This window comes from Mucilaginibacter sp. McL0603 (assembly GCF_049992945.1).
Classification (GTDB): Bacteria; Bacteroidota; Bacteroidia; order Sphingobacteriales; family Sphingobacteriaceae; genus Mucilaginibacter.
Genome location: NZ_CP188251.1, coordinates 1,014,709 through 1,032,511, shown reverse-complemented (window position 1 = coordinate 1,032,511; position 17,803 = coordinate 1,014,709). Strand labels below are relative to the sequence as shown.

The following is a 17,803-nucleotide window of genomic DNA, read 5'->3' as shown; positions in this document are numbered from 1 at the left end:
TAATATTTTATAGTTAAAACGTAGCATTTACACCAAAATTGAAGATTGCATATATCGGCACCGTCCCGCTATCAATTCCCTGGTTTATACCGTTTGTACCGGTTGATAAAACTTCAGGATTGAAACCTTTGTATTTGGTAAATGTTGCCAGATTTTGCCCGGAAATATATAAACGCAGGGCGCTCATTTTTATACTTGATGCGACAGATGGTGGCAGAGTATACCCTAACTGTACATTGCGTATCCTTAAATAACTTCCACTCTGAACATAGTAAGAGTTCGGCGCACTGTTAGACACGTCGCTGAGGAAGGAAGACGGTGTGGTATTTGATGTACCGGCACCATGCCAGCGGGAGTTATAAAATGCCTGAGTCCAGTTTTCTTCACCAAAGCGAATGCTTTCGTTTGCGTTGTATAAGCTTACCTTACCAACACCTGATAGATCGGCGGCAAAATCAAACTGCTTGTATTTTAAATTAATGTTAAGACCATACAAGTATTTAGGGTTAGGATTACCTATGACTGTTTTTTGCCCGTTGTTACCGTAGATCACATCACCGGGCTTGGCATTAGTCTGAGTTGTCTGGGCATCTATCTGTTGCTGCGTCTGAAAAATCCCTGCAACCTGATAGCCATAAAATTCGCCTATCGGCTGGCCCACAATGGTACGAGTAGTTAATGCACCGCCTGTACCTCCGTTGCCACCACCATATAATGGTATAGGACCAGAAGTTACTGAGGTAACTTTATTGTCGTTTATACTAAAATTACCACTCACAGAATAAGAGAAGTCTTTACCGATATGATCTTTCCATCCTGCAGTGAACTCCCATCCGACATTTTTAATATTGGCCTGATTTGCAGTAATTTGTCCGCTGCTGGTGCCTAAGGATAATAAGATAGGTACCGGGAACACAGCGTTTTGAGTTTCCTTAATATAGTAATCTGCTTCAATTGTCAAGCGGTTCGTTAAAAATGCAGCCTCTAAGCCCACGTCTGTACCCACGCTTTTCTCCCAATAGATCACCGGTGGCACCTGGCCTAACAATCCAGATCCTAATTGCAAACCTCCGCCGAAATTAGAATAGAACTGTGTATTTACGGCTGTTGCCAGGTTTGGTGTTATACTACCGTTACCGGCTTCGCCCCAGCTGCCTCTCAGTTTCAGATTATCAAAAATATGCTGATCCTTCATAAAATCCTCATTGCTGATTACCCAGCCAGCCCCTACTGAAGGGAAAGTTCCCCACTTGTGCTCGTCACTATAAACAGAAGAACCATCACGACGCACAGTGGCGTTCAACAGATATTTGCCCTGATAAGCATAGTTCACTCTTCCAAAGTATGACTCGCGGGTTTCCAACGAAGCATTAGGTGTGGTAACAGTTGGATTAGTGCCTAAACCCAAATACAAATCGCCGCTGCTATCGTTCGGCACATTCTGGGCGCTAACATTTTGCTCATAGTGCCTGTAACGTTGTGATGATTGGCCAGCCAATACGGTCACATGATGATCTTTATCAAAAGTTTTATCAAACGTCAGCGTGTTTTCCCATATCCAGTTACGGTCATCAACGTTATTTTTCGATAGCGTACTGATGGTATTGAACTGTCCGCCTGTAGCCGCATAAACAGGCGTATAGGCCTGCACTTCCTGGTGGGCGAAGGTACCGCCAAAGCTGGTACGGAATGACAGGTAGTCGGTAAATTTAACTTCGGCAAAAGCGTTTCCGTTAAAGTTATAATGTTGAGTGTTCTGATTGAAAAAATCCAGCTCAACCTGTGGGTTATTGACCGCATTACCCACCTGAGGTGTTAAACTAGGGTCACCATAAGTACCATCCGCATAACGTACCGGAACAGTTGGCGCCGCTACATATGCATGATACATAATATCACCAGGGATATCCTTTGAATGATCTCCGGATAATATAGCCGTATAACCCATTTTTAAAAATTTAGATATCTGCACATCCTGGTACAAATGCGTGGTAATGCGATTGTAAGTATTATATGCTATGTTACCATCCTGCTGAAAATAGTTTGCCGAAAAATTGTAGGATGTTTTATCAGTACTACCGCTTACGCCTATATTATGATTTTGGGTAAACGCGTTATGCACGATCAGGTGTATCCAGTCGGTACCGGTTCCAAAACTTGATGGATTGGCAAACGTTGCTAAGCTGCTTGCGGCATTCACCTCGTTAACCATTGTGGCGTATTGCGTGGCATTAGCCATAACAGGTAGATTTGTTGGGGTTGAGAAACCGACATAACCATCATACCTTACACGCGCTGCACCCTTACCTTTTTTGGTTGTGATAATAATTACACCATTTGCTGCTTCCAACCCGTATATAGCTTCGCTGCTGGCGTCTTTTAATACGCTCATGGTTTCGATATCATTTGAATTCAGGAAAGCGATATCATGATACCAAACTCCGTCAACAACAAATAAAGGTGAACTGCTGCCAAATATAGTACCCAAACCGCGCAAGGTAATTTGAGGTGATGAGCCAGGGGTTCCGGAATTGATGATCTGAACGCCTGCTACCTTACCTTGTAAAGAACTTACAGGATTGGGGTTTGGCTGGCTTGCGAGATCGGCACCCTTTACTGTAGCAATAGCTCCCGTTACATCAGCTTTCTTTTGCGTACCGTAGCCTACAACTACCACTTCATTGAGGGCGTTGTTTTGTGCCTGTAATTTAACATCAAGTGTGGTTTGCCCGTTTACAGGGACTTCCAGTGGTTTGTAGCCAATATAGCTGATGACTAATGTGGCATTCGATGGGGCGCTTATTGAAAATGCTCCGTTAACGTCGGTTTGTGTACCTTCTGTTGTTCCTTTAATCGTTACGCTTACGCCTATCAACGTTTCGTTGCTTGCAGCATCAGTGACTTTACCTTTCACTGATAAATTTTGCGCAAACGCAGAGTTGATAAAAAAGAAACACAATAGCACCAAACCTGAAATAGTAAAGATTCTTTTCATGTGGTTTTAGTAATTTAGAATTGATAATAATTGGTTCGAAATACGTACGAATTTGGGGAGATAATACATTTTTAACAAAAAAATGCACTCAACATTATTACATCATTTAAAAAGTAGTTTCTCATCTATTTTTTTATATTTTCATAAATAATTAACAATCAATAATTTATGAAATACTTAGTGTATCACATACATACTACATTAAAGAAGTATTACATGGGAGGTTAAAAAGAGGTTATGAGAGGTAATGATGTAGTATTATAGCTCCATGAGAAACTCGACGAGATTTTTGTCATGCTCCAAATTGAGCTTTTTACGCAGCCTGTAGCGCCTGATTTCAACACCACGTAAGGATATGTTGAGTAGCGAAGCCATTTCTTTACTATTCATGTTCATACGCAGGTAAGCGCAAAGCTTAAGGTCATTAGGAACAAGATCAGGATGCCGTGCTTTTAATTTCTTAAAGAAGCTTTCGTGCGCTTCGTTGAAACTGCTTTCAAACAGGTTCCAATCGCGTTCGTCACTCATTCCGTCATCGATCACTTTCTGTATCTTTCTCAATTGCTCTTCTGAAAGTTTTTTACCCGAACTATCTTTCAACTGGGTGATCTCATCACTTATCTTTTGCAGCAATTCATTTTTGTAAACAATGTTCATGGCTGAGTTTGCCAGTTCACGGCTTTTACTTGCCAGATCGGCCTGCAGTTGCTCATTCTTTATTTTTACTATTCGTTGTTCGTTTGCGCTGGCCTCTTGTTTCAGGGATTCCTCATGTTCTTTTCTAATCTTCTCGTGGATATGATGCTGATGGCGTTTCAATTTCAGCCTGTAATAATACCGGATAGCATAATAAGCCAGGATCAGTAATAAAAAATAAAACACGAGGGCTATCTTACTCGCATACCAGGGTGGTAATACGGTGAAGGTAAAAACCGTTTCGGGTGATAAATTTTTCTCGTTTATTTTTGCCCTCACTTTAAAATGGTAAGTACCCTGGTTTAAATTAGTAAAATCCTTCTGGGTTGGTGTGCCCCAGTCTGACCATTGACGTGAGTAGCCTTCCAGGTAATACTGAAACTTCACTTTTTCCTGTCTGAAAAAGGGTAACGACCAGGATATACGGATATTATTTTGAGAGTAAGGCAGCTCTATCTCTGTTTGGGGGCTATTATCAGCAATACTGGTTATTTTATCGGTAATGTTTTCTATCCGCCTTATTAGTACAGGGGGCAATTTTATGTCCGTGCGCTGTAATGCATCTTCATCGTTTAGTATTACAAAGCCATCATCAACACTGATTAGGTAGAGTGCATCGTTGATGCGGCTTATGTTTTCATAATTCTGCACCATGCGGCCATCAAGGATACTAAAACGTGTAGAATCAATGCTTATTTTGCCGGGTTCAGAAAAATCTGCGAGGGATACCCGTCCATGATTAATGAACCAGTACTTTTTGCCTAAAGCAGGGATGATCTTGTTGGATGATGCAAATGAACCCAGCATTTTATTTAGCTGCTGGTACTTAAAAAAGTGGTCGCTGATGTCGTCGTAGCTATAAAATCCAGAATCAGATGTAAAGACAATACGGTTATCAAGGTTAAATACATTAATGTTATAGCTGCCGGGCAGGCCATAGCGATTGTCGTAATATTTTATCGAGGTTGCTCTTTTCAGGTCGCGGCTCAGGACGATCTTATAAATACCTTTATAGGCATGGCTCACCCAAATCTGGCCTTTACTATCCTGTTCTACATAGCGTGATGGCTCACCGAAGCCTTCCACTTTATGATCGAATACCCAATTGCCGCTATTGTCTTTTTTGTAGATCACCAGTCCGGTATAGGTGCCTTGTATGAGTTGATGATCATTTAATTTCTTGATTGTCCAGCCGCCGCTTATGGTTGTGACTTTGGATATAGTGGCTCCATTTACCTGGAACGTACCGGTGTTATGGCCGCAAAGCAGGAGACCGTCCTGCAGGGATAGTTCCCAAACCTGGCCCTGTGAGCCGGGTATCAGTTTAAAATTGAATGATTGGAATAACCTTTTATCACGATTATCAACCCAATCGCTATAAAAAAGGCCCTGATTGGTACCGAGGTATATTTTATTGTTGTAGATAATGCTTGAATAAACGGTACCGAAGAGGCCTGTCTTATCAAAATAAAAATACAAAGGCGAATTGATCTCTATCCGGTCAATGCCATTATCCAGTCCAGCCCAAAGATTCTGCTCGTTATCAATAAAGAGGCTTAAAACGGTATTGTTTTGTAAGCCGCTTGATTTATTGATCTGCTGTACTACATTGCCCAGCGTATCCATAATGATAACTCCGTTTAATATTGTACCATAAGCCACATATTTACCAATCAATACACCATTATTAAGCTGATAGGTTTTTAAAAAATCACTGGCCTGGGTGTTCCAGGGTTTGATCTGCCTATTATCGTAAATAAATAATCCGTTACGAGCGGTGCCGATCAGGAACTTATTTGCTGACAGGGGTAATACAGATAAAACTCCGCTATTACCCATTATATTACTGCCGGGTATGTATTCCAGTTTATCATTTTTGAGTTCAAACAGGCCTGTGTTTACCTGCTCTACAAAATACCTGCCGTCTGTTTTAAATAAGAAAAGGTATGGATTTGGGCCCTTTAGAACGCTGATCTTACCATGCCGGTAAATGTAAATGGAGCCGAATGACTGAAAAATAACCTGCCCGTCATCAACATATATTTTCCATATTTCTTCATTGATGGGTTGATATTGTTTAGGGACCAACTGGTTAAGCGAGTGATATTGGAGCTTGCCGTTTTTGTTATTTTCCCAATAACCAAATTCGCCAAAGCTGCCGGCATATATTTTCCCTTTGCCGTCAGCAGCTACTGAGCGCACGATCAACCCATTGGGCATTTGGTGAGATTGCCAGTACCGGCCATCAAATGTGAGCAGGCCCTGCGAATTACCGAAGTACATGATGCCATGCTCATCCTTGGTTACAGACCAGTTTTGATTGCCCGACTGATAGATGGCTTTGGTATAGTTCTGCACATAAGGCACACCGATGCTTTTTATATCGGCGGCAAAGGCGCAATATGCCCTGAAGAACACAAAGGATATAAAAATCAGAATTGCTTTGCGCATGGTTAAGTTCAGCCGGAATCCCTGAGATAAGGAATCAAACGAAAATACAACTTGAAAGCGACAATGTAAACGCTGATGTCGGAATTAAGCAAATAATATAAATATGAATAATATTATACTTAATCAGCTAATTGAACCTTAGCTTTCTTAACATTCACCGGCTGTGGCACTTTTACATAATAACCTGTACCGTCATAAACCCTTTTGCGGGGATGTGCTTTACAGTCATCACTGCAGCAGCCATCCATTGCTGTACCGCATTCATCGCACTGGGTAAAATGCTCATTGCATTCAGGGTTAGCACAGTTAATCATTTTATCGGTGATTTTACCGCAATTATAACAGGTGGAGATCACGACAGGATTAACCTGATTTACATCAACAGAAAGGCGATTATCAAATACATAGCATTTGCCTTCGAAATCTTGTCCGCCTGCTTCTTTGCCGTATTTAATGATACCACCATGCAACTGGTATACATCAGTAAAACCTTCGTGCAACAGCAAGGCAGAAGCCTTCTCGCATTTAATCCCGCCTGTGCAATAGGTTAATATCTTTTTATCCTTTAATTGGGCAAGCTCGTTTATTTTGGCAGGGAAATCGCGAAAGTTTTCTATATCCAGTGTAACGGCATTTTTGAATTTACCAAGGGAATGCTCATAATTTGAACGCACATCCAAAATCACTACATCATCGCGGTCCTTCATCGCCATAAAATCTTTGGGATCAAGATGTTTCCCGGTTTTCTTTTCTGGATTAATAATATGGGGATCGCGCAAGCCTGAATGTACTATTTCAGATTTATAGCGAACATGCATTTTTACAAATGAAGGCTCGCCTACTTCGTCTACCTTAAAGTCGACACGGGCAAAACGCGGATCGGCATGCAATGTATCCATATAGGTATTGCAAGATTCGGCTGTGCCTGATACAGTGCCATTGAGCCCTTCTTCGGCAACGATAATACGGCCAACAAGATTAAGCGATTTACAAAATTTTAAATGATCGGTAGCAAATTGCTCCGCATCCGCTATTGTTGAATAACAATAATAGAGTAGTGTGTTGTACTTTGTCATAATGCATTGATACTGTTGCAAACAGCGTTAAATGAGCTGCAAAGATAAGAGTTTGAGGCGAAAACTGAAATAGTGATCAGTTACCAGGATATCAGTGATTGGTTATAGGCCCAACTATTGTATGGTACACAATACGTTAAATACATGAGTTATGAACAATTTTGTTAAAAAGTTCAAAACTTAAAGCATTGACAATAAGATTTTTATATATAATTCGCCAAAACAACAGTTTATTTAAATGCCATTCTTTCGATGTTTAAACAAGTTATTTTATCTTTGCCGTACCCTAATTAATTCTTTATACCCGGGATCCTCTGGCTTAACTGACGGGGGATTTCATTTTATACGGGTATCCAGATACTAGTGTCGTGTCAATTAGGAATTGATGTTTAGTCCTGAGTCTGAAGTCTTGAGTTAGAACACAAAATTGACTTACGACTAAAGACTGTTGACTTGACACTAGTTTACTTGATACCATAGAATATCTTGAAGCCCTGCATGTATTTGTGATTACCTGCAAAGGATATACCATAATCTACCCGAAATATAAGCCGTTGCAGGCCTATATAGAATTCGGAATAGTTACGGTTGTTATTTTCTGTAAGGTAATTTACACCGATGATCTCATCCAGCTTTAGCTTTCGTATCAGCGGAATATCGCTAAGAAAGTAGCCAGTAAAATTATGCTCATAATGCGCCTCTAAAAAAGCTCCGCTTGCGCTATAAGTATAAAAAGGCAAAAAGTGAAAACTACCCGGAGTTGGGTCGAATGTGGTACCCTGATTACCCGAAAAGTGGTAATAATCCATAAAATATAACTGGTTACGGTTAAAAAAATCGCCTGCTGCAAATTTAAAGGACGAGAAACCTGTGATACCAGTATTAAGGTGTTCCTGGTACACTTCAATAGAGGCAAAGTCATAGTCCACATCCGAACCAAGCCCGTTAATACCTTTGCGATAACTTAGCCTGATCTGGGGATAAGGCGACAGATCATAAACGCGTCCTGTGGGTCTTGTCTCATATTGCTGATCGATAGTATAGGTTAAAGATGCAGCAAGTGTAAGCGCCTGGTTTTGCGGGAACAATACTGACCTGTCATCCGCAGGCGCATCAGGCATTAAAGGGTTATTAGAGGTTAAATGCCTGTCTTCAAAAGTGCTTATGGTATAATAAGAGTTATTGTATAGCTGTGTACGGTTTGCGTATGAAAGATTAGCCTTCAATAATAATCCATTGGTAATAATATCATGCTGATAGCCAAATTCGACAAACTGCGAGCGATAGTATTTTACAAAGTTTCTTTCGCTTAATAGCGTACTCAGCGTATTAAAGTAGAGTGATCTTGTCCCCACATTGTTCAAGTCCAATATATCGCTTCCAAAACCTCCTGTAAATGCGCCCCTGTGGTTTGGGTCGAAAGTATAATCACCCCTTACATTAGCATTAAACAACTTACTGGCAAAGCCATACCGCAAATTAGGTGTTATACTATAAGAACGAAAATCATCATAATAATGTGTGTATGTGCCTTTAAGGTTGATACCCATCCCTTCTACTGTATTATAGAATAAGGTTTGTATAAATGGGAATACATAAATTGAATCCTTGTTATTGTTGTAGGATGCTTTGTAGCCAAACGGAATATAGGGCAAGACCAGAAACCTATTTTTATGAATGCTGGCCGGGTCATATTTTTGGATAGCCTTCTCCAATTGGGCCCTGAATTCCTTTTTGTTGTTATCCAGCATCTCCTGCCTGGTTAAAGGAACGGGACGTACCCTGTTCCAGAATACCGAATCGCGGCTATTTTCGACGGTATCCACACGCATTCTTTCACCATTAAAATAATTATCAGCAAAAGCCGGGTTCAAAATATAATTATTATGAATGCTTAGATAGTATCCCTCAAACGTGAAACCCAACACGGTTCCTCTAAAACTATATTGAGCTGCCAGCGGCAGCCACACACTGTCTGTTATAGGTATATACGCCTGACTTACTTTTAAGGTATCTATCAGGTTAAGTCCGTTATTTTTATTAGTAAGCATCAGGTCAACGCTGTACAGTCGCCAATCGCCATCAACAATGTAGATATATCCAGTAAAAACAGGGTTATACTTTCTTTTGGGTATCACCTGTATCTTATAGATCTTTAATCCATTCTCGATTTTTGAGCCTACTAAATTATACTTATAAAAACGTAGTGCTTTAGGCGCTATAGGAGATATAAAGCCATGACTGCTTAAACCATTTATACTGAAAATATTTCTATAAAAATTTACTTCCAGATCAGATGCTTTGTTGTAGCTGAAGGCTGTATTCTGCCCTGTCGATCTGGAAGCGATCATTTCTTCTTTTATTTTATCAGGTTGCAGAAAGTTATAGTTTGATAATGATTCTGATTGATACAATATTCCTTTGCCGCTGCTATCCACGCTAAGTGCGTCCGCTACATCCTGGCCCATCAATGATTTTGGCGCATGATCTAATTTTTGAACGCCTTTGATATAAACTATGCTTGAATATTTTTTTACCTGTTTTAGATAGTATTCTCTTTTGCCGATGACTTTGCGCACAATATTAATAGCCGAATCCTTCCCAAACTGCTTTACATCGTAAGCTTCATCAACGAGTTTCACATTATGCTCAGTGCCCTGGTCAGTAATAGTTATATTCTCAACTTTTTCCTGGTATCCTGCAAAACGGTATACCACATCATAATTACCCGGAGCCAACTTAAACTGGTACCGACCCGCTTCATTAGCAATTGTACCATAAGTAGAATTTCGAATGTAAACCGCGGCAAAAGAGATCGGCTTGTTATCATGATCAGTAACCCTGCCGGTAAGCAGTTGCTGTTGAGCCAGGGTGTGCACGGAAATAATGACAATGAATAATAATAGTAAATACCTTCGCATACCTTGTAATAAACCTTACCTATAACAGGCTAAGGAGAAAATGTTTGTAAAATAGCTATTAAAGTTATATTTCTATTAGGAGGCCATCCATTAAACAAAAAAGAGTTCACAACGGAACTCTTTTTTATCATAGGCAGATGAAAATATATATATGCAGATCAGGCTGCTTGTTGAACCTGAGATTGTTTTTGACCGGAACGTGCTAATTTAAAATTTTCAAGATCTGTCTGGATCAGCGCCTTTAGTTCCATATCCAGCGCTTTTAATATTACCGTTGTTTTAGTTGAGTTTTTCATGGTGGTTATTGTTTTGTGATTGATCTAATGCTAATATTATGCCAATACCCTTTGATACAAGTAAAAAACAACTATTACCAGGTTAGCACACTTTGATACAGTATAGCCATAAATACAGAGCGACTAATTTAGAATACAATACAAGGTTATTAGCAGGTAACCGTTTAGAGAAGATAAGGAGTGGATAACGAAACAATGTTCCAAAAAAAAATCCCTTGCCGCCCCCACGGCAAGAGATCTAATAATTACTAAATGCTGTATAAAATAACTAATATAACTGCTTGTACGTCAGTATGATTTCAAAGGTTACTTAATACTGTGTTTTTTTGTAAATTTATTGTAACTGGCTATAATTCAAAGCAAAAAAGAAGGGTATCCTGTTAGGATACCCCCTGAAATTTAATTTAACCTTTCCCAAATATGGAAAAGAGCTTTAGGCTAACTTATTGATTATTAGAACCAGCACCATCAATGCTTACAATTTTATAAGCTTTATTATTGTTTCCGTCTGTAGTTTCCTGGTAGTAAATACCATCAGCTGATACATAATAAGTAGTTCCGCCCAATTTAACTTTTCTGCAATCAGCAGGTAACTGGCTCACGATATCACCTACTTTCGGCATTACTGAACTGGCACCAGTTGCGTTAGTGTTTAGCTGCCCGTCTTTGCCGGCAATCTCATAAACTACGGTACCGTCATCTTTGGTTACAGCCCGATAATAAACGCCATTTTGTTCGTAATACTGTTGTCCGTCTATAACAATAGATTGAGCGCCTTTAGGCAAAGCATTTATTGCCGCACCAACAGGAGGTTCAACCACTGTGTATTGGTCATTATCATACTGGTAATAAAAGCCGTCGCTATAATAGTATGGATAGCCGCCCCAATAGAACGAGTAATATCCATAAGGTAAAAAGCCGAAGCCAAAGCCCAACCATGGATAGTAAAGGCTGCCATAGTAACCTCCATAATAGTAGTAACCACTATGTGCTCCCCACCCATAATGGCCATAATAACCACCGTGACCGTAAACGCCAGCACCTGCGGAGCCAGCTATATAACCACGGTGACCGCCAACAGCACCTGCAGCGCCATAGCGAGCCCCATAACCACGTGCACCGGCAACGCCATGCGAACCGCCTACATAACCCCGGGTTCCAACGGCAGCATGTGAGCCACCGCTAAAATGTGACGGCGCAATACCCGATGAATGGCCCGAAAAGCCTCCGCTTGAACGGCCACCGCCTGAAAAACCGCCGCCGCCGCCACTGGCATGACCGCCTCCGCCGCCACCACCGCCACCACCGCCTCTGTGTTGAGCCATAGCAGGCATAGCCAAAAACAAACACAATACTGCGCTAAAGCCGGTAAGTGTTAAAAATTTATATGCACGTTTCATGATCTTAGAAATTTAAATGTTTAGGTATATATATGTAAATGATAGAAATTTTGTAAAAAAAATAGATAAATTGATGAATAAAGCTGTGAAAGCTTAATTCATGTATCAAATTCGAAGAGAGCGATAACAAAGGTAGACGTATTGGTACGCATAGCGAACTTTCAAATCTCTTCTGTTTGATAATTGTAAGCGACTAATAAGTGAAATACTGCCAAGTATAAATGAAATCAGCAAAGCTGCTTTCGATATCATATTCAGTGCTTCGCGCTTGTTATCAACTGTAGACTTATAAACCTGATGCAGCAGTACAACCATATTGGCCGCGCGGTGTTCCATACGATGTGCGGGGTTTACAACTAAGTGAGTCCTTACACGAGTGTAGGCAGCAGAGGGTCTTAAGAGATTGTATTTGGGAAGATATAAAAGATAGGTAACAGCAATAAGCAGGTAAACCACCGTAAGTGATACAACCATACATTTCTTTACGAAAGATCTATCCTTTTTCACGTGCCGGGGTATAAGCTGTTATAAATATACAAATATAACTGATTAGACAGGTCAGAATGTAAAAAGTTTAATGGAGGATGCAGTTTTAGGTGATTTATTGAGATCAGATGACATATTGAGCCAACAAGTTTATGTTACTCTTAAATTAGAAAAATCGCCGGTCATTATTGAACCTCTGAAGGGCCTCTTTATTTACGGACATCTTGTAATAAAGAAGCCGGAAAATACCTCGCGTATTTTCCGGCCACAATTAACTAATTAACTGGCCTTATAATTAACTTTTGGTTTAATTTTAATAACCCAGCTATGGCTTTTAATACAATTAAAATGCATGAATGTTTTAATTATACTAAAAAACTTTATAATTAAAATTCACAGTTTCAACGCAGTATAAAATAAAAATACTTGTCTTAAAGGAAAACATACTGTAAATTAGTATTTCCGAATTCTTTAACTATAACTAACAACTTTATTCTCATGAAAAAAACTCTACTTTTGAGTTTGTGTTTGCTATTGGCTATAACTAAGCTACTGGCGCAAACTCATCCTGTGACTGGGAAGGTTACGGGAAAAGATGATGGCTTGCCGATACCAGGGGTATCAATAAGCATTGGTGGAACCACAACCGGCACTCAAACCAACGTGGAAGGTAAGTATACAGTCAACGTTGCGGATGGTGCTAAATTAACATTCAGTTTTATTGGTTATGTGCCGCAAACATTAACTGTTAGCGGCAGTGTACTCAACGTTGTGCTGCTTTCCTCAAGCAAGCAATTAGGCGAAGTTGTGGTAACCGGCGCCCTTGGTTTGACAAGGACACGCAACCAACAGAGCTATGCTGCGCAGCAGGTTAACGGCGATGAAGTAAGCAAACAGCGCTCAACTAATTTTATCGGCGGATTATCGGGTAAAGTGTCGGGGTTGGACATTCGTCAGAACAATGCCCTTGGTTCTTCAACAAACGTGGTGATTCGTGGTAACAAATCAATTTATGGAAATAACCAGGCACTTTTTGTGATAGATGGCGTTCCGATTGATAACACCAATAAAAATACCACAGACCAGATGGCAGGCGGAGGTGGCTATGACTATGGTAGCCCAGCTTCTGATATTAATCCGGATGATATTGATAATGTTACCATTTTAAAGGGCGCGGGCGCTACAGCACTTTATGGTTCACGCGGTAGTAACGGGGTTATCCTGATCACTACCAAAAAGGCACATAAAGGCCTGGGGATCACTATTAACTCCACAGAGACGTTGTCTGAAATGGATAAATCTACTTTCCCGAAGTATCAGAACCAGTACGGTGCAGGCTATGGCCAATTCTACGCTGATCCGAGTGGTTACTTCTTTTATTTTGACGTGAATGGAGATGGTAAACCAGACCTGGTTACGCCAACAACAGAAGATGCATCATTTGGTGCCAAATTCGACCCAAGCCTGATGGTTTATCAATGGGATGCATTTGACAAAACATCTCCGAATTTTGGTAAAGCTACTCCATGGGTTGCTGCTAAAAATGGGCCTGCCAGCTTTTTCATAAAACCACTGTCGATCAATCAAAGTATATTGATCACCAATGGTGGCGACAATGGCACATTTAAACTGGGCTATACCTATAGTGACGACAAAGGCATTATCCCCAATAGCAGCATCAAGAAAAACCAGGTTGATTTTGCAGGCACTTATAATATAACTCCTAAATTGACAGTTGGCGCCGCAATCAATTTTTATCAAACCAATGGTAAAGGTCGCGGCGGTACAGGTTATGATGGCACTAACTCCGATGCCAGGAACGTGTTAACTAATTTCCGCGAATGGTGGGAAACAAACGTAGATGTGCAGGAACAAAAAGCTGCATATGACAGAACCAAATCAAACATAACCTGGAATATGGCTGATCCTGAGAGTGGCAATTATTCTGCTATCTTTTGGAACAACCCATATTGGGTAACCGATCATAATTATGAAACAGATACCCGTAACAGGTACCTGGGCAATGTTAACGCAAACTACAAACCAACACCATGGTTAACTTTTACGGGCAGGGTATCATTAGATGCTTACTCTGAACTTGACCAGGAACGTTATGACGTGACCAGTATTGGTGTACCGTATTACCGAAGGTACAGTAACAATTACTCTGAAACCAACTTTGACCTGTTGGGCAATGTTGATAAGGATATTTCACCGGACTTTAATCTGAAAGCATTATTAGGTGGTAACATCAGGAAAAATTCTATAAACAATATCGATAATATTACCAATGGTGGATTGATCATACCGGGCATATATTCTTTAACAAATTCATTGGTTACGCCGTTAGCACCAGTGGAAAATGACCAGCACCGCGAGGTTGACGGTATTTTTGCAGGCGCTACATTAACCTGGAAAAAAATGCTGACTTTGGACGGAACGATAAGAAGAGACAAATCATCTACCCTTCCTGAAGCCAATAATACTTACTATTATCCGTCTATATCCGGCGGCTTTGTTTTCTCAGAGCTTCTTAAGGACTGGAAATGGTTATCCTACGGGAAAATAAGAGCCAATTACGCACAAGTGGGCAGTGATGCACCTATCTATGTTATCCAGGATACCTACATTATCAATGCTCCCTACAATACTGCGCCACAAACAACACTTAATCTTACCAAAAACAACCCGGGCCTAAAGCCTGAACGTACAAAAAGCAAGGAAGTTGGCCTGGAACTTAACTTCTTCGATAATAGATTAGGTTTTGACGGTTCTTACTATAATTCGCTCACCTTCGACGAAATATTGCCGGTTAGGGTATCAAGCGCTACAGGCTACACCAATGAATACTTAAACGCGGGTTCTATCCGTAATAAGGGTGTGGAGCTTTCAATTAACGGCACTCCGGTACGTACAAAAGATTTCAATTGGAACATCAAGGTGAACTTCAGTCACAACGCTAATAAAGTTGAATCTTTATATAAAGACGGCAGTGGTAACGAAGCTCAAAACCTTAATCTCGGTACTTTCCAGAATGGCGAAAGTGTAAATGCGCCTCTGGGTGGATCTTTGGGAACTATCAGGGGGTCTGACTACACCTATTTGAATGGTCAGAAAGTTGTAGGCCCTGACGGTCAGTACGTATTAACTACTACCAACAACAACCCGATCGGTAATACCAATCCTCAGTGGATGGGCGGTATAAATAACTCATTCAGGTACAAAAATTTCACTTTCAGCTTCCTGATCGATATCCGTCATGGCGGTTCGGTATTTTCACAAGATATTGCTTATGGATTAGCTACCGGTCTGTATCCTGAAACTGCTTATACTAATGACCTTGGCAACCCTGTTCGTTCACCGCTCACCAATGATTCAAAGAGTGGTGGTTTTATACGCCCGGGTGTGTTGGCAAATGGCCAGAAAAATACAACGCGTATAGCAGCAGATGATTATACCGCTTTTGGCTATGTGAATTTGCCTGATAGAGCATGGATCTATGATGCAAGTTATATCAAACTGCGCGAAGCTTTGATTGGCTATACACTGCCCGAAAGTGTAATCAAAAAGCTCGGACCGGTTAAAGGTATAACCTTACAGCTTATAGGCCATAACTTATGGATAATCCATAAAAACTTACCATATGCAGACCCTGAAGACAGCATAACCGCCGGTAATATTCAGGGTATACAGGAAGGCTCTTATCCATCCGTGCGTACCTTTTCTTTCAACTTAAAAGCGAATTTCTAACGATATCGACATGAAAAAGAAAGCAATGATTTTAGTACTGGTTTCGTTATTAGCGGCCTGTACTAAAGATATACAGAAATTAAATGTGGACCCGAAGCACCCCTCAGCTGTGCCTTCGTACAGTTTATTTACTAATGCCCAGCATGCTTTGGCAAATACATTAACCTCATCAAATGTGAATTTAAATATCTTCCGTTTGATAGAGCAGCAGTGGGAAGAGACCACTTATACAGACGAGTCAAATTATAATTTGAAGTCGCGGGCCATACCAGATGGAATTTGGGATAATTTATACCCCGTTGTATTAGCAAATTTTGAGCAGGCAAGAAAATCAATACCTACTGACGTTCCCGATGTGGCACAGCAAAAAAATGAGATCGCCATTGTTGATATTATGGAAGTGTACACTTATTTCTACCTGGTTACCACTTACGGGAATGTCCCATATACCCAGGCGCTGGATATTAAACAGCCGTTTCCTAAGTTTGATGACGCCAAAACCATTTATTATGATCTTTTAACCCGCTTAGACAATGACATTGCTGTACTAAAGGCAAATGAAACAGGTGCAAGCTTTGGCGGAGCAGACCTTATTTATGGTGGAGATCCGGTTAAATGGGGAAAGTTCGCAAATACATTTAAGCTTAAAATGGGCATTGTGATTTCTGACAGTGATCCAGCAAAAGCAACCACCACCATTACTTCTGCAATGGCGGCAGGCATATTTACTTCAAATGCAGACAATGCCGTTTTTAAATACCTGGCATTAACGCCAAACACTAACCCGATATGGGTTGACCTGGTACAAAGCGGCAGGCAGGATTTCGTAGCATGTTCTACCGTTTTAAACTACCTGCAACCAGCCCTTACCCCAGCTGTACCAGCCGACCCAAGATTGCCTTATTATTTCACTGTAAATAACCAGGGTGTTTATACTGGGGGCGACCCGGGCGCAAACTGCAGCTTTGGTGGAAACTCCAAGCCTTCGGGGCCACTGCTGGTACCAAGTTCAATTGGTATGATCACCAACCCGGATTTCCCGGCCAGTTTACTGGATTATGCTGAAACACAATTTTACCTGGCCGAAGCAGTGTCAAAACACCTGATCGGCGGCACTGTTACTGTTGAAACTTACTATAACGCCGGGGTGCTTGCTTCAGAAGCATACTGGGGAGTGCCTGATGCGGCTGCCGCTGCTTATTTGGCCCAGGCAAATGTTGTTTTTGCAACTGCCGTAGGGCCTAATGGGCCACTTACCGAGCTGCAAAAAATAGCGCTCCAGGGTTACCTGGCACTTTATAACAGGGGATGGGATGCCTGGATATTTACCAGGAGACTCGATTTTCCGTCCTTCCCGGCCCCGGAAAGTGCACTTAGCGATTTCCCGGTTCGTTTTACTTATCCTATTAACGAGCAGAACGTAAACGTAACAAACTACGATGCAGCTGCTGCTGCCATAGGCGGTGATGTGGTAACTACCAAGCTTTTCTTTGATAAACATTAACGAGTACTCATTACCTTATAACAAGGCCCTGATTGCTGAGAAGTGACCGGGGCTTTTTTTGTGACCTGACTTCACCCTTCATCCGAAGAATATTCAGTTTCTCCATATCTGTCAATTATAAGTCAAAAAAAATCGACAATCATATTACATTTCTGCAAGGAATTTTTGCTCACCAGCGTATTTAAAAAGAAGCCGGGAATTACCTCGCGTATTTCCCGGCCACAATTA

8 protein-coding genes are annotated in these 17,803 nt (G+C 40.9%); 2 read left to right on the top strand and 6 right to left on the bottom strand.

What is annotated here, in order from left to right; all coding sequences use genetic code 11:
- Positions 1-13 precede the first annotated feature (13 nt).
- The 6 genes from ACPPVU_RS04775 to ACPPVU_RS04750 all read right to left on the bottom strand — a co-directional run bounded on the left by ACPPVU_RS04775 (position 14) and on the right by ACPPVU_RS04750 (position 11,835).
- Positions 14-2,995 (bottom strand): SusC/RagA family TonB-linked outer membrane protein, encoded by a 2,982-nt coding sequence (locus tag ACPPVU_RS04775; RefSeq protein ID WP_426670558.1) that lies wholly within the window; start codon positions 2,993-2,995, stop codon positions 14-16.
- A gap of 258 nt (positions 2,996-3,253) precedes the next feature.
- On the bottom strand, positions 3,254-6,142 hold the full coding sequence (locus ACPPVU_RS04770) for a ligand-binding sensor domain-containing protein (RefSeq protein WP_426670557.1): 2,889 nt from the start codon (positions 6,140-6,142) through the stop codon (positions 3,254-3,256).
- Between the two features lie 119 nt (positions 6,143-6,261).
- Positions 6,262-7,218 (bottom strand): rhodanese-related sulfurtransferase, encoded by a 957-nt coding sequence (locus tag ACPPVU_RS04765; RefSeq protein ID WP_426670556.1) that lies wholly within the window; start codon positions 7,216-7,218, stop codon positions 6,262-6,264.
- A 464-nt stretch (positions 7,219-7,682) separates the two neighbouring features.
- The gene (locus tag ACPPVU_RS04760) at positions 7,683-10,139 is read right to left on the bottom strand and encodes a DUF5686 family protein (RefSeq protein WP_426670555.1); all 2,457 of its coding nucleotides are present in this window, start codon (positions 10,137-10,139) and stop codon (positions 7,683-7,685) included.
- 158 nt (positions 10,140-10,297) lie between these two features.
- Positions 10,298-10,435, bottom strand: coding sequence for a hypothetical protein (locus ACPPVU_RS04755; protein ID WP_426670554.1), 138 nt, complete (start codon positions 10,433-10,435; stop codon positions 10,298-10,300).
- A 443-nt stretch (positions 10,436-10,878) separates the two neighbouring features.
- Entirely contained in the window at positions 10,879-11,835 is a 957-nt protein-coding gene (locus ACPPVU_RS04750; RefSeq protein WP_426670553.1) for a DUF6515 family protein, read from the bottom strand.
- A gap of 984 nt (positions 11,836-12,819) precedes the next feature.
- Between ACPPVU_RS04750 and ACPPVU_RS04745 the strand changes: the two genes are divergently transcribed.
- The gene (locus ACPPVU_RS04745) at positions 12,820-16,071 is read left to right on the top strand and encodes a SusC/RagA family TonB-linked outer membrane protein (RefSeq protein WP_426670552.1); all 3,252 of its coding nucleotides are present in this window, start codon (positions 12,820-12,822) and stop codon (positions 16,069-16,071) included.
- A 10-nt stretch (positions 16,072-16,081) separates the two neighbouring features.
- Complete coding sequence (locus ACPPVU_RS04740; RefSeq protein WP_426670551.1) at positions 16,082-17,575, top strand: SusD/RagB family nutrient-binding outer membrane lipoprotein; 1,494 nt, start codon at positions 16,082-16,084, stop codon at positions 17,573-17,575.
- The last annotated feature ends 228 nt before the right edge of the window (positions 17,576-17,803 follow it).